14 protein-coding genes are annotated in these 14,560 nt (G+C 65.7%); 4 read left to right on the forward strand and 10 right to left on the reverse strand.

The annotated features are described in order from the left end of the window. Positions 1-4 precede the first annotated feature (4 nt). From phbB to OXM58_08465, 3 genes are all read right to left on the reverse strand, one after another. On the reverse strand, positions 5-727 hold the full coding sequence (gene phbB, locus OXM58_08455; GenBank protein MDE0148390.1) for an acetoacetyl-CoA reductase: 723 nt from the start codon (positions 725-727) through the stop codon (positions 5-7). 135 nt (positions 728-862) lie between these two features. Further along, a complete protein-coding gene (locus OXM58_08460) occupies positions 863-2,038 on the reverse strand; it encodes an acetyl-CoA C-acetyltransferase (GenBank protein ID MDE0148391.1) in 1,176 nt (391 codons plus the stop codon). Between the two features lie 229 nt (positions 2,039-2,267). Continuing rightward, positions 2,268-3,494 carry an alpha/beta fold hydrolase gene (locus tag OXM58_08465; protein MDE0148392.1) on the reverse strand — a complete coding sequence of 409 codons (1,227 nt, stop codon included), beginning with the start codon at positions 3,492-3,494 and terminating at the stop codon, positions 2,268-2,270. Positions 3,495-3,925: 431 nt separating this feature from the next. Between OXM58_08465 and phaR the strand changes: the two genes are divergently transcribed. The 4 genes from phaR to OXM58_08485 are packed head-to-tail and all read left to right on the forward strand — an operon-like array spanning position 3,926 to position 7,353. Next, entirely contained in the window at positions 3,926-4,525 is a 600-nt protein-coding gene (gene phaR, locus OXM58_08470; GenBank protein ID MDE0148393.1) for a polyhydroxyalkanoate synthesis repressor PhaR, read from the forward strand. A gap of 54 nt (positions 4,526-4,579) precedes the next feature. Further along, positions 4,580-6,103 (forward strand): acyl--CoA ligase, encoded by a 1,524-nt coding sequence (locus OXM58_08475; protein MDE0148394.1) that lies wholly within the window; start codon positions 4,580-4,582, stop codon positions 6,101-6,103. Further along, positions 6,100-7,077: a 2-dehydropantoate 2-reductase gene (locus OXM58_08480; protein ID MDE0148395.1), complete on the forward strand. Its 978-nt coding sequence runs from the start codon at positions 6,100-6,102 to the stop codon at positions 7,075-7,077. The genes OXM58_08475 and OXM58_08480 overlap by 4 nt, the downstream gene beginning before the upstream one ends. Positions 7,078-7,086: 9 nt before the next feature. Further along, positions 7,087-7,353: a DUF1289 domain-containing protein gene (locus tag OXM58_08485; protein MDE0148396.1), complete on the forward strand. Its 267-nt coding sequence runs from the start codon at positions 7,087-7,089 to the stop codon at positions 7,351-7,353. 5 nt (positions 7,354-7,358) lie between these two features. Here OXM58_08485 and OXM58_08490 read toward each other — a convergent pair whose 3' ends face one another. From OXM58_08490 to OXM58_08520, 7 genes are all read right to left on the reverse strand, one after another. After that, positions 7,359-7,760 (reverse strand): type II toxin-antitoxin system VapC family toxin, encoded by a 402-nt coding sequence (locus OXM58_08490; GenBank protein ID MDE0148397.1) that lies wholly within the window; start codon positions 7,758-7,760, stop codon positions 7,359-7,361. After that, the gene (locus OXM58_08495) at positions 7,761-8,027 is read right to left on the reverse strand and encodes a type II toxin-antitoxin system VapB family antitoxin (GenBank protein MDE0148398.1); all 267 of its coding nucleotides are present in this window, start codon (positions 8,025-8,027) and stop codon (positions 7,761-7,763) included. Positions 8,028-8,095: 68 nt separating this feature from the next. Then, positions 8,096-10,378, reverse strand: coding sequence for a bifunctional salicylyl-CoA 5-hydroxylase/oxidoreductase (locus tag OXM58_08500; GenBank protein MDE0148399.1), 2,283 nt, complete (start codon positions 10,376-10,378; stop codon positions 8,096-8,098). Positions 10,379-10,405: 27 nt separating this feature from the next. Further along, positions 10,406-10,750 (reverse strand): GIY-YIG nuclease family protein, encoded by a 345-nt coding sequence (locus OXM58_08505; protein ID MDE0148400.1) that lies wholly within the window; start codon positions 10,748-10,750, stop codon positions 10,406-10,408. Positions 10,751-10,773: 23 nt separating this feature from the next. Beyond that, entirely contained in the window at positions 10,774-12,477 is a 1,704-nt protein-coding gene (locus tag OXM58_08510; GenBank protein ID MDE0148401.1) for an AMP-binding protein, read from the reverse strand. Then, positions 12,470-13,660 (reverse strand): acyl-CoA dehydrogenase family protein, encoded by a 1,191-nt coding sequence (locus tag OXM58_08515; protein ID MDE0148402.1) that lies wholly within the window; start codon positions 13,658-13,660, stop codon positions 12,470-12,472. The genes OXM58_08510 and OXM58_08515 overlap by 8 nt, the downstream gene beginning before the upstream one ends. Then, positions 13,660-14,490, reverse strand: coding sequence for an enoyl-CoA hydratase family protein (locus OXM58_08520; GenBank protein MDE0148403.1), 831 nt, complete (start codon positions 14,488-14,490; stop codon positions 13,660-13,662). The genes OXM58_08515 and OXM58_08520 overlap by 1 nt, the downstream gene beginning before the upstream one ends. Between the last annotated feature and the right edge of the window lie 70 nt (positions 14,491-14,560).

Consider the following 14,560-nt stretch of genomic DNA (forward strand, 5'->3'; position numbering starts at 1 on the left):
CCCCCTAGTACATGTGCTGGCCGCCGTTGATGCTGAGCGTCGAGCCGGTGATGAAGTCGGCGTCGTCGCCGGTCAGGAAGACCACGCCGCGGGCGATGTCCTTCGCATTGCCGAGGCGGCCGACCGGAATCCGCTGGATGATCCGCTCCAGCACCTTCTGCGGCACGGCGCGCACCATGTCGGTATCGACATAGCCCGGCGCGATGGCGTTGACCGTGATGCCCTGGGCCGCGCCCTCCTGGGCCAGCGCCTTGGTGAAACCGTGGATGCCGGACTTGGCGGCGGCGTAGTTCACTTGGCCGTACTGCCCGCCCTGGCCGTTGATCGAGCCGATGTTGACGATGCGGCCGAACTTGCGCGCGCGCATGCCTTCGATCACGGCGCGCGAGCAGTTGAAGCAGGACGAGAGGTTGGTGCGGATAACATCGTCCCAGTTGTCGTAGGGCATCCGGTGCATGGTGCCGTCGCGGGTGATGCCGGCGTTGTTGACCAGGATGTCGATCGGGCCGAGATCGGCCTCGACCTGCGCCACACCGTCCCTGACGGCGTCGAAGTCGCCGACGTCGAACTTGTAGACGCCGATGCCGGTGCGGTCGGCAAATTCCCGGGCCCGCTCGTCGTTACCGCCGTAGTTCGCGGCCACCTTGCAGCCGGCTTCCTGCAGCGCGATGGAAATCGCCTCGCCGATGCCACGGGTTCCGCCCGTGACCAGTGCTACGCGCGCCATGATGTCGTTCTCCTGTTGTGCAGCCCGCTGCGCATTTTCCGTGCGCCGGCGCGGCCGCGTCCTTAGGGTTCGGTTAGGGGTGTCGGGGCGGTCCGGAACAGCCCGGCCGCCCCGCGGGAGGATCGTGTCTCCGGATCAGTCGCGCGCCACGCACATGGCGATGCCCATGCCGCCGCCGATGCACAGTGTGGCAAGGCCCTTTTTGGCATCGCGCCGCTTCATTTCGTAAAGCAGCGTGGTCAGGATGCGCGCGCCGGACGCGCCGATCGGATGGCCGAGCGCGATCGCGCCACCGTTGACGTTCACCTTGTCCATGTCGAAACCGAGATCCTTGGCAACCGCGCAGGACTGCGCCGCGAAAGCCTCATTCGATTCGACCAGGTCGACATCGTCGATGCTCCAGCCGGCCTTTTCCAGCGCCTTGCGGCTTGCCGGGATCGGGCCGGAGCCCATCAGCGCCGGATCGACGCCGGTCGTCGCCCAGGACACAATGCGGCCCAGCGGCTCGACGTGGCGACTCTCCGCCTGCTCGCGCGACATCAGGACGAGCGCTGCCGCGCCGTCGTTGATGCCCGAGGCATTGCCCGCCGTCACCGTGCCGTCCTTCGAAAAGGCCGGACGCAGCTTGGCGAGCGTTTCCGTGGTGGTGCCATGGCGGGGATACTCGTCGGTATCGACCGTGACGTCGCCCTTGCGGTTCGGCACCACGACGGGCGCGATCTCGTCGGCGAACTTGCCGGATACCTGTGCCGCTGCCGCCTTGGCCTGGCTGGCGGCGGCAAACGCGTCCTGGTCGTCGCGGGTGATCTGCCATTGCTCGGCGACATTTTCCGCCGTGGTGCCCATGTGGTAGCCGTTGAAGGCGTCCCACAGGCCGTCCCTGATCATGGTGTCGGTAAAGGCGACGTCGCCCATCTTGGTGCCGGCCCGCATATGGGCGGCGTGGGGCGACTGGCTCATGCTCTCCTGCCCGCCGGCCACGACGATCTCCGCGTCGCCCGCCTGGATCGCCTGACCGGCCATCGCGACCGCGCGCAGGCCCGAGCCGCACACCTGGTTGATGGTCAGCGCGGTCTTTTCCTTCGGCACGCCGGCGGACATGGCGGCCTGCCGGGCCGGGTTCTGGCCGGTATCGGCGGTCAGAACCTGCCCCATGATCACGTCGTCGACATCCGCGCCGGCGACGTTCGACCGTTCCATGGCCGCTTCGATGGCGACCCTGCCGAGATCGGCGGCCGGCACCGTGGCGAAGGCGCCGCTGAAGGCGCCGATCGGGGTGCGGGCGGCGCTGGCAATGATGACGTCCGTCATGGATGTTTCCTCCTGAAGATCCGGCCAGAAGAGCCGTTAGGGATCGGTTCGCCGGCGCTTAGCGGATTTGCGGGCCGGTCCGAACCAGTACCGGGGACAATCGAACCGTGAGGGATATACGGCAATTTTCGTGCATGGCTACAAGTATAATGTTGCACTGCAGCATTTTCAAGTGCACTTGCGAAATAAAGGCATTATCGTCGCAGTGACTCCGAATGCAGCCATACGGCTACGCGGCCAGGGATTGCTGCCATGCCAGCAGCGGCCGCCAGGTTTCGCGCTCCGCGCGGCGGCCGGCCATCATGCCGATATGGCCGGCCCGGGCGATGCGGATCTCGGCTTGCGGCAGCAGGCGGGCCAGGGCCAGGGCCGATTCCTGCGGCACGATCCGGTCCTTGTCCGGGATGAGGGCGAGAGTCGGCAGGTCGATCTCCTCGGGCCGTATCGTCCGGCCGTCGACGGTCCATCGGCCGGCGGCCGTGAGATTTTCGCCGTACCACTCCTGCAGAGTCTGACGCGCAATCGGCAACGGAAGCGGTATGCCGTCGTTCAACCAGTCCTCGAGCGCAACGAAGCGCCGCGCCGCGTCGGAGTCCGGATCCATGCGGGCGAAGGCCCGGAACTTCCGGAAGGCCACCATCGGGTCGTTGGCGGCAAACAGGGCCTGCAATCCGTCGACCGGAAACTGTCCGAGCGCTTCGAGGACCGGCAGCCAGCTCCCGGCGAAATGCGCCAATGCCCGCGCTTGCTCGGGCCGTTCGGCGTGAAAATCCCACGGCGTCGCCAAGACCGCGAGGCCGGCGAGGTCCACCATGCGTCGCCGGGCGGCGCCCAGCACGAGCAGTCCGCCCATGCAGTAACCGATCAGAGCCGGCCGGCCTGCCCGCTCGATGACGTCGTCAAGCGCCGGTAATAGCCGTTCGCCGATCAGCCGGGAAAGATCGAACCCGCTCTCTTCTGCATCGGGCGCGTTCCACTCCAACAGATAGACCGGCGCACCGTTCTCCGAAAGGAACCGGGCAAGCGACACGCCAGGCATGAGATCCAGCACATAGCCGCGGTTCACCAGCGACGGAACCAGCAGGAACGGCGGCCCGGCGGTCCTGCCGCGCGCCGAATAGTCGAGCAGACGCGCCGTACCGTAGCTTGCGACAACGGGCGGCTCCGGCACGGCGCGGCGGTAAGGATGGTTGCGATAGGCGGCGATGCCCGCCAGGAAACCGCTGAACGCCTCTGCCGATGCCCTGCCAACTGCGGCTGCAACGGCGGAGTCGTCATGGTGCGCGAAGCGGCTGCGGAGCCGTTCTGCCTCAGGACCGTTCCAGCCGGGCCAGCCGTTCCTCAATCCGGTCAAGCCGCTCAAGCAGCTCGTCGAAGCGACCGTCGCCATCCAGAGATGCAGGCCGAAGGGGCGGGGCGACATCCGGCGATTGAGGCCGATTCGGTCGGAGTCCATCTTGCGCCTCCCCCGTCGGGTTTGCCGGCCCCGCCGGTGCACCAGGCGCGGCACCCTGGGCCCATTTTGCGAAAAAGCCGGAAATCGCCTCCGAAACGGCCGGGTTCGCCGAAAGCGCGGTCAGCTGATCCTGCCAGAGGCTCAGATATTGCCGGGCCAGGTCGTCCAGAGGATCCGGCGTTTCGCTTTGGGTGGGATCGTCTTCCGCGCCAGTCATGGTCCACCATAGCGCGACCGGATATCCGGGCCAATTTGTTTGCGCCCGCATTCCCTTCGCGCCGATGCCATTGCGCGCCTGCGAAATGAATCTTGCGCATTGCGGCAAATTGCTGGCAGTGTTGGAAAAATCGGCTTACCGGACCGGCTCCCCCGCCCTTGGGCATCGCGCGACTGAGCGCGGGCGCCGGAATTTGCAGGAGGGCTGCACCGCCATGCCCAGCAGGAAACAGCCGGGGGACGACGGCCAGGTCGTCATCAAGAAATACGCCAACCGCCGTCTCTACAACACGGCGACCAGCAGCTACGTCACCCTGGACGACCTGAGCGGCATGGTCCGCAACGACATCGATTTCGTGGTCTACGACGCGAAGACCGGCGACGACATCACGCGCTCGGTCCTGACCCAGATCATCGTCGAAGAGGAGGCCAAGGGGCAGAACCTCCTGCCTATCCGTTTCCTCAGGCAGCTGATCGGCATGTATGGCGATTCGCTTCAGGACCTCGTGCCCAAGTACCTCGAGCACAGCATGGAAAGCTTCATCGACAACCAGGAGCAGATGCGCGAATACATGACCCAGGCCTTCGACGGCATGTTCCCGTTCGGCTCGCTGGAAGACCTGAGCCAGCAGAACATGGAAATGATGAAGCAGGCGCTGGCGATGTTCAATCCGTACCAGGCGACCGGCGGGGCCGGGCGCGAGGATCGCAAACCGGCATCCGCAGCAGGCGACCCCTTTGCCCTGATGCAGGCGCAGATCGATGCCTTGCAGGAACAGATGCAGGCGCTGGCCGGCCTGAACCGGAAAAAATAGCCGCCGCCCTCCCAACGGCCGGCTTGCCGGCGTTTCCACCAGTTGCGACTGCCCATGGACAAGCCGGAAACGATTCTGGACCTGCTGCGAGCCGGCGCCGCCGGGGCGCCCGCGATCGGCGGCGAACAGGGCGACAGCTTCACCTATGAAGGATTGCGCGCGCTCTCCGGCAGGACCGCAGCACGCCTCGCCGATTGCGGAATCGGTCGCGGCGGCCGGGTCGCCATCGTGCTGCCCAACGGCCCGGAGATGGCGGCGGCTTTCGTTGCCCTGGCGAGTTGCGCCACCACCGCGCCGCTCAACCCGGCCTACCGGTCCGAGGAATTCCGCTTCTATCTGAGCGATCTGCGCGCCGACGCCCTGATTGTCGAACGGGATATGGAAAGCCCGGCGCGCGGGATTGCGGCCGAACTGTCACTGCCGGTGATCGAGCTGATGCCCGATGCCGCCGGACCGGCCGGCGCGTTTACCCTTGCCGGGACCGGGGGCAAATCGGCCGCCGACACTTCGGCGCCGGGTCCCGACGATATCGCGCTCATCCTCCATACCTCCGGCACCACCTCGCGGCCGAAGATCGTCCCGCTGACCCAGCGCAATATCTGCACCTCGGCCCGCAACATCGCGGAGACCCTGGCACTGAAACCTGCCGATCGATGCCTGAATGTCATGCCGCTGTTCCACATCCACGGCCTGATCGGCGCCGTGCTGGCGAGCCTTGCCGCCGGCGCGTCGGTCTGGTGCGCGCCGGGGTTCAATGCATTGCGTTTCTTCGGCTGGATGACGGAGGCCGCACCAAGCTGGTACAGTGCCGTCCCCACCATGCACCAGGCCATCCTGTCCCGCGCCGGCCGCAACAGGGCCGCGATAGCCGAAGCCGCCCTGCGCTTCATCCGTTCGTCATCCTCCTCCCTGCCGCCGCAGGTCATGGCCGTGCTGGAGGAAACGTTCGGCTGCCCGGTGATCGAAAGCTACGGCATGACCGAAGCGGCGCATCAGATGGCCTCGAACCCCCTGCCGCCCGCCGGGCGCAAGCCGGGCACCGTGGGCGTCGCGGCCGGGCCGGAGATCGCGGTGCTCGACGGCGCGAACCGGCCGGTGCATGCCGGAACCATCGGCGAAGTCTGCATCCGCGGCGCCAATGTCACGCCGGGCTACGAGGCGAACCCGGAGGCCAATGCGGAAGCCTTTGCCGGCGGCTGGTTTCACACCGGCGACCAGGGGACGCTCGACGGCGACGGCTATCTGACCATCACCGGGCGCCTCAAGGAAATCATCAACCGGGGTGGCGAGAAGATCTCGCCGCGCGAGGTCGACGAGGTGCTGCTCGATCACCCCACGGTCGCGCAGGCCGTCACCTTCGCCCTGCCCCACGACAAGCTGGGCGAGGAAGTTGCCGCTGCCGTTGTGCCGGCCGGCGACAGCGGCGTTGACGAGCGCACCCTGCGGGACTTCGCGGCCCAGAGGCTGGCCGACTTCAAGGTGCCGCGCCGCATCGTCGTGCTCGAGGAAATTCCCAAGGGTGCGACCGGGAAGGTCCAGCGCATCGGCCTGCACGAGAAACTGGCAAACTTTCTATGAAGATCGCGATCTACGGCGCGGGCGCCATCGGCGGCTATCTGGGATGCGAACTGGCGCGCGCCGGGACCGACGTCACGATGATCGCCCGGAACCGGACCCTGGCGGCGATCCGCGAGAACGGCATTACGCTGCATATCGACGGCGAAACGCGGATCGGCCGGCCGGCGGCGACCGAAGATACCGCCAAGGCAGGCCCGCAGGATGCCGTGATCGTTGCCGTCAAGGCCAACGCAGCGCCGGTCATTGCAACGCAGATAGCCCCGATGCTGGGGCCGGAGACTGCCGTCGTCACCGCGACCAACGGCGTGCCCTGGTGGTATTTTCACGAGCATGGCGGCGCGCTCGCCGGCACACGCCTCGAAGCCGTCGATCCGGGCGGCGTCCAGTGGCAATCGATCGGCCCGGAACGGGCGATCGGCTGCGTCGTCTATCCGGCGGCGGAAGCGATCGGGCCCGGCGTGATCCGCCATATTTCGCTCAACCGCTTCTCGCTGGGCGAACCCGGCGGCGGCAAGTCCGACCGGATCCTGCGATTGGCCGGGGCGCTGAAATCCGCCGGCTTTTCTGCGCCGGTCCGGCCGCGCATCCGCGACGAAATCTGGCTGAAGCTCTGGGGCAATCTGAGCTTCAACCCGGTGAGCGTGCTTACCGGCGCCACCCTGGGGCAAATGGCCGGCGATCCTCTGGTCCGCCCGGTGATCGCCGCCATGATGACCGAAGCGCAGACCGTGGGCGAGGCGCTGGGCGTGTCGTTCGGAGTCACTTGCGACAAGCGGATTGACGGGGCCGGCAAGGTCGGCGCCCATCGCACCTCCATGTTGCAGGATCTCGACGCCGGCCGGAAAATGGAGATCGACGCGCTGGTCTGCGCGGTGCAGGAGCTGGCGCGGCTGGTCCGGATCGAGACGCCGGCGATCGATGCCGTGGCCGGGCTGGTCAAAATGCGAGCGCAGGTCGATGGACTGTATCCTTAGGCCGGCGCGGTGACCGTCAAGTCGCCCTGTCTCCTGGTATGCGAACTCGACCGGACGACCGGCTGGTGCTTCGGCTGCGGGCGCAGCGGCGAAGAGGTGGAGAACTGGCTGGCCTATTCGGACGGGCGGCGCGACGCCGTGATGGCCGCCCTGCCGGAGCGCCTCGTCGCCCTGGGCCTGCCGCCCGAAGGCGACCAGCGGATGGCCGAAGACAAGGCCCGCGCCCAGAAGGGCGTCGCCCGCCGGCAGAACAGGCGGCGCAAGCGGCGGGCGTGACCCGGCTATTCGAAGGCGGAAGCCGGGTGCCGGGTCACATCGGTCTTCGCAAAATCGGCGCCCTTGAACAGCAAAGGCTCCCCGGTCGCCTTGCTCACTGCGTAGGCCATGCAATCGCCGAAATTCAGCCGCGCCGGATGCCGCCCCTTGCCGTAAAGGCGGAACGCCCGCGCAGCATGTCGGTACTCCTCCGGGCCGAACGGGACGACACGAACGCCCAGACCGCTGCAAAACGCTTCGATATCGCGCAAATCGCCATCGGTCCGGCTGACGAATACCATCGATGCTTCCAAAAGGTTCGGAGCGCCGATCAGCGCCGTTTCCGCCGCTATAATCGCCGTAAAGAAACCTGCCGAATCAGGCTCGCCCTTCAGGATGGAGATGACAACAGAAGTATCGACGACCACTTACTTGGGTAATCCGTTCTCGTCGTACAGTTCTTCGACCATCTCTCTGGCCGACTTTCCGGAATCTTTCCACCGCAGCGCCGAGGTCCGCGCGACGATCTCCCGGGCCGCCTCCAGCTTGCGCTTGCCTTCATACTCAGCCGAACATTCCCGGGTCAGCCGCTGTTCGATCGCCGTCTTCACGGCAGCGTCGATGCTTTCGCCGGTCGCCTCGGCCAATTCGCGCGCCAGCCGATCGATTTCCGGGTCGTCGATATTGAGCGGCATCGTCGGTTTCCGGTCGCCGATAGTGTGGAACGAAAGTAGGTCGAATCCGGAATTTCTTCAACCGTCCATCATTTTTCCGCCGAATCGAAACGCCAGATATAGCCGCGGTTCAGCGTGTCGTATTGCGGCGGCCATTCCACCTTGCCGTAGCCGATCTGGCCCATCTCGTAGGCCGCGTGGCGCGTCCAGTAAGGGTCGTACAGATGGGCCCGGGCGATCACGCAGAGGTCGGCCCGTCCGCCGGCCAGGATGGAATTGGCGTCTTCGTAGGAGCTGATCGCGCCGACCGCCATGGTGGGCCGGTCAAGCTCCAGGCGGATGCGCTCGGCGAACGGAGTCTGGAACAGCCGGCCGTATTCCGGCTCCTCGTCGGACACCACCTGCCCCGAGGAGGCGTCGATGATGTCGGCGCCTGCCGCATAGAGCAGGCCGGCGGCCTCCACGGCATCCGGGGGCGTCGTGCCGCCGGCCTTCCAGTCGTGCGCCGAAATCCGCACGGAGATCGGTTTCTCCTCCGGCCAGGCACCCCGCACCGCACGGAAAACCTCAAGCGGGAAGCGCATCCGGTTTTCCAGGCTGCCGCCGTATTCGTCGGTCCGGATGTTGGTCAGTGGCGAGACGAAGTTGTTGAGCAGATAGCCGTGCGCCATATGGACTTCGAGCATGTCGAAGCCCGCCCGTTCGGCGCGCATGGTCGCCTGGCGATACTCCTCGACCACCCGGTCCATATCCGCCCGGTCCATCTCCCTGGGCACCTGGCTGTGCGGCTTGTAGGGCAGCGGCGAGGCCGCCATGATCGGCCAGTTGCCTTCCGGCAGCGGCTCGTCGAATCCTTCCCACAGCAGGGTCGTCGAGCCCTTGCGGCCCGAATGGCCGAGCTGCAGGCCGATCTTCGCCTGCGTATAGCGGTGGACGTAATCCGTGATCCGCTTCCAGCCGGCGACATGGTCGTCGCTGTAGATGCCCGTGCAGCCGGGGCTGATCCGCCCCTCTCGGCTGACGTTGGTCATTTCCGCAATGACCAGACCCGCTCCGCCCATGGCGCGGCTGCCGAGATGGACGAGGTGCCAGTCGTCGGGCATGCCGTCCTCGGCGGAATACTGGCACATGGGCGAAACGACGATCCGGTTGTCCAGCACCATGTCGCGCAACCGGAACGGCGTGAACATGGGCGGCGGCGGCGGGCCGTCCGGCAGATTGACACCCGACCGGTTGGCCGCGCCGGCGGCGAACCATCTGTCGACGCTCTCGACATAGTCGGCGTCGCGCAGGCGCAGGTTGCCGTGGCTGATGCGCAGGCTCCGGGTCAGCAGCGAAAAGCCGAACTGGATCGGCTCCAGAGTGTCGTAATAGCGCTCGGTTTCCTCGAACCAGCGCTGGGAAACCTTCGCCGAGCGCTGCAGGCTCTCGACCTGCGGCCGGTAGGTTTCCTCATACTGCATAAGGCCCTTGTCAATCCCGCCGGTTTCGAGGATCGCGCCGTGCAGGGCGATCGAGTCTTCCATCGCCAGCTTGGTGCCCGAGCCGATGGAAAAGTGGGCCGTGTGCACCGCATCGCCCGCCAGCACGACGTTGTCGAACGACCAGTTCTCGCAGGAGATGTTGGGAAACTGCCGCCAGTGCGACCGGTTCCTGATGATCCCGGCATTGCCGATATAGGGACGGAGCAGGTCGGCAACGTAGGCGACCGTGGCATCCTCGTCGGTGACCTCCAGCCCGGTGTTGGCGAAGGTCTCGTCGGTGCACTCGATGATCAGCGTCGACATGTCCTGGACGTAGCGATAGCAGTGCGTCCGCCAGAGGCCGTGCCCGTTTTCGATGAAATGAAAGGTGAAGGCCGGGAAGTTGAAATCGGAGCCCAGCCAGACGAAGCGGTTGGGCCGGAAATCGAGTTGCGGCCGGAACCGGTCCGCCCAGCGGTCGCGGGCGACCGAGTTGACGCCGTCAGCGGCATAGAGCAGGTCGCAATCCCGCAGGGCTTCCGGATCGTCGATCCGCTCCTCGAAGTGCATGTCGATGCCGAGTTCCCGGCAGCGGTCCTGCATCAGCAGCAGCATCTTGACCCGGGACATGCCGGCGAAGCCGTGGCCGGTGGATTTCAGCACCTGGCCCTTGATGTGGATGTCGATATCGTCCCAGTGCTCGAACGACCGGGTGATCGCCTCGTGGGTCGGCGCGTCGGCCTCGCGGAACCCTTCCATCGTCCGGTCGGAGAAGACGACGCCGAAGCCGAAAGTGTCGTCGTGGCGGTTCTGCTCGTAGATCGCGATCTGCGCATCCGGAAAGGATTTCTTCATCAGGATCGCGAAATACAGGCTTCCCGGCCCGCCGCCGAGGCAGTTGATCTTCATTTACAATTCAACCGTTCGATTTTTTGATCAGGCAAGCAACACATATACATGCTGCCTTGACCAAGGATCTGGCAGCCGACCGCCACCGCCTTCTCGTTCATTCTCCACCGAGACATTCGCCCTGCAATCATTGCGGAGATAATTGATAAGTTCTGTTTCAACAAAGGAAACGTTCCCGTCACTGGACGAAACGTAGATGACCACCATCTCGTTCCATCCATTTCGCCGATGTTGTCGCCATCGATTTTCGGGATTTACCGTTTTGCCGACATAGATGAACGAATTTCGTCGCCCGTACTGACCAACTGCTTTCTTCAGATGATGCAGAACAGCGCGTTTGCCTCCGGTCCATTCCCAATACTTTACTCCCATCTATCTGGCGGTCCCTATCTCTGTCATTGCACGCGAATGCCCCGTTCGCGGGCCTTTCTCTCTTCCAGCCGGCGCAGCTTGAAGCGCTGGACCTTGCCGGTTTCCGTACGCGGCAGGTCGCGCACGAACTCGACGGCGCGCGGATATTTGTAGGGCGCGATCTCGGCCTTCACGAATTCCTGGAGTTCTCCGACGGTCGCTTCGCCGGCCTCTGCCGGATCGCGCAGGATGACGAAGGCCTTGACGATCCGGCCGCGCTGCTCGTCGGGCACGCCGACCACGGCGCACTCCTTGACTTTCGGATGGTCGAGCAGCGCGTCCTCGACCTCCGGGCCGCCGATGTTGTAGCCGGCGGAAACGATCATGTCGTCGGCCCGCGCGACATACCAGAAATAGCCGTCGGCATCCTGGCGGTAGCGGTCGCCCGGCAGGTTCCAGCCGTTGACGACATAGCTGCGCTGCCGCTCCTCGTTGTCGAGATATTTGCAGCCGGTCGGCCCCCTTGTCGCCAGCAGGCCTTCGCAGGGCGGCTCCAGGATGTTGCCGGTTTCGTCCACGATGCAGGCCTCGTAGCCGGGGATCGCCGTGCCGGTCGCGCCGGGCCGGATGTCGTCGCCCTCGGCCGAAACGAAAATGTGGATCATCTCGGTCGAGCCCAGCCCGTCGATGATCCGGATCCCGGTTGCGGCCCTGAACGCCTCGAAGGTCGGCAGGGGCAGGGTCTCACCGGCAGAAACGCATTGTTTCAGGGATGCGGGCGCGTTTCCGCTTTCCGCGATCCTGTCGGCGAGCGCGCGATACATGGTCGGCGCCGTGTAGAGCGTCGTGCAGCGGTTTTCGTCGATCAGTTCGAGCAGAAGATCCGGCCCCGGCGGGCCGGGATAGAAGACGACGGAGGCGCCGGTCCGCATGGGAAACAGCAGTTGCGCACCCAGCCCGAAGGTGAAGGCGAGCGGCGGCGTGCCGACGTAAATGTCGTCTGGCGACGGCCGGTAGACATGTTTCGGGAAGCAGTCGCACATCGCGAGGATGTCGCGGTGGAAATGCACGGTTCCCTTGGGCTGGCCGGTCGTGCCGGAGGTAAAGGCGATCAGCCCGACATCGTCGGCCGCGGTATCGGCATTGTCGAAACCGGGCGGCTTGCGGGCCACGGCCCGATCGAGGTCGGCCGCCGGGTCCGATCCGTCGCCGAGGGCGGTAAAGAATTTCACCTTGTGCAGGAGCGGCGCGCGCTCCATCGCAGCGTCGCCCTCGGCTCTGAGATCGATATCGCACAGGAAATGGCGGATTTCCGCCTTTTCCGCCATATAGGCCAGTTCTCGGGCGCGCAGCAGCGGCATCGTCGCGACGACGATCCCGCCGGCCTTCAGCACCGCCAGCCAGCAAGCCGCCATCATCGGGTTGTTCGGGCCGCGCAACAGCACCCGATTGCCCGTCTCCAGACCCATATCCTCGACCAGCACCCGGGCCACGGCGTCGGCCCTGGCTTTCAGGTCGGCATAGGTCCAGACATGGCCGGCATAGCGGATGCAGGGCCGCCCGGCCCAGCCCAACTCCGTTGCCGCCTTGTCGAGCAGTTCGACGGCCGCGTTCATCCGGTCCGGATAGGCCGCCAGCTCGGGCAGCCCGGAATAGTCGATCTCCGGCCACAGATCCTTCGGCGGCAGGTTGTCCCGCGCGAAGGTGTCCGTGAAAGCGGTGACGCCATCGCCGGGAATCCTAGCCATGGGCCGCCCCGAGGGCCGATACCGTCTGGCCGGCGATCACCAGTTTCTGCACTTCGCTCGTTCCCTCATAGATGCGCAGGGCGCGAATCTCACGATACAGTTCTTCGACCTTCTGGCCTACGGTCACGCCCTGACCGCCGAAAATCTGCACCGCTTCGTCGACCACGTCCTGCGCCGCTTCGGTGGCGTACAGTTTGGCCATCGAACTCTCGCGCGTCACCCGGATATTCTTGACGTCCTTCGTCCAGCCGGAGCGATAGACCAACAGGGCCATGGCATCCACCTTGACGGCCATTTCGGCGATCTTGGCCTGGATAAGCTGGAACTCGCCGATCGCCTGGCCGAACGCCCTGCGGCTCTGCGAATAGGCCACGGCTTCGTCGAGCGCCCGGCGCGCCATGCCGAGCGCGGCGGCGCCGACCGTCGTCCGGAAGACATCGAGATTGGCCATCGCGATCCGGAAGCCTTCGCCCGGATTGCCCAGAAGATGGCTGGCCGGAACGCGGCAATTCTCGAACGACAGCGTCGCCAGAGGATGGGGCGCCATCACGTCGATCCGGCCGGCGACCCGGAAACCCGGTAAATCGGCGTCGACAACGAATGCGGAAAGCCCCCTGGCTCCGGGCGCCTCGCCGGTCCGGGCGATCACGACGTAATGGTCGGCGATGCCGCCGTTCGAAATCCAGGTCTTGGTGCCGTTGAGGACGAAATGATTGCCGTCGAGCTCGGCCGTTGTTTCCAGCGCCGCCACGTCCGACCCGCCCTGGGGTTCCGACATCGCCAGCGCCGCGATCCGCTCGCCCGTCGCTACCCGCGGCAGGTATTCCTCCTTCAGTTCGTCCGAGCCGTAGAGCGTGATCGCGCCGGTGCCCAGGCCCTGCATGACGAAGCTGAAATCGGCGAGGCCGAGATAGTAGCCGAGGATCTCCCGGCCGAGGGCGATGGAGCGAACGTCGAGCGTCTCATGCGTTCCGCCATAGGCCGCCGGCACGGTCAGTTTCAGCCAGTCGGCCTCGCCCAGCATGCGAACCAGGCGCAGGCAAATGTCGTCGACATCGGTCTTGCCGTGAACCTCGTGCTCCATCGGGCGCAGGTTGGCCTCCGCCCAGGCGCGCAGTTCGACCGCCAGTTCCCGGTGCCGGTCTTCGAGAAACGGCCAGTCGAGATAGGTCGAATCCGGCATCAGTTGCCCTCGAACACCGGCTTTTCCTTCGCCACGAAGGCGTGGTAGGCGCGGTGGTAATCCTGGGTCTGCATGCAGATCGCCTGGGCCTGGGCCTCGGCCTCGATATACTGCTCCAGTCCCATGTTCCATTCCATGTCCAGCATCTTCTTGGTCATGGCATTGCCGAAGGTCGGTCCGTCGGCGAGCCGCGCGGCGAACGCCTGCGCCGTCCCAAGGAGTTCGCCGCTGTCGACCAGCCGGTTGTAGAAGCCCCAGCGCTCGCCCTCGTCTCCCGTCATGGCGCGTCCGGTATACAGCAGTTCCGCCGCCCGGCCCTGGCCGATGATGCGCGGGAGGATGGCGCAGGCGCCCATATCGCAGCCGGCCAGCCCCACCCGGTTGAACAGGTAAAGCACCCTGGCCTCCGGCGTCCCGAAGCGGATATCGCAGGCCATGGCGATCGCGCCGCCGGCGCCGGCGCAGATGCCGTCGATCGCCGCGACGACCGGCTGCGGGCAGGTCCGGATCGCTTTCACCAAGTCGCCGGTCATGCGGGTGAAATTCAGCAGGCCCGGCATGTCGAGATCGAGCAGCGGGCCGATGATCTCGTGGACGTCGCCGCCGGTACAGAAATTGCCGCCGGCGCCCGTCACCACAACCGCCCTGACATCTTCGGCGTAACTGAGCGCCCGGAAGGTATCGCGCAGTTCGGCATAGCTTTCGAAGGTCAGCGGATTCTTCTTCTCCGGCCGGTTCAGCGTGATCGTGGCGACCTTGCCATCGACCTCCCACTTGAAATGCTTCGGCCGGTAGTCGGCAGCCAGCGAAGGCGAGGTATCTTCCAGCATCTGGCCGAAGGTGCGGCCGTGACGCTTGAGCATGTCGGTTTCGGGCATCGGCTTCCTCGAAGGTGCGGCG

This window comes from Rhodospirillaceae bacterium, assembly GCA_028819475.1.
Classification (GTDB): Bacteria; Pseudomonadota; Alphaproteobacteria; order Bin65; family Bin65; genus Bin65.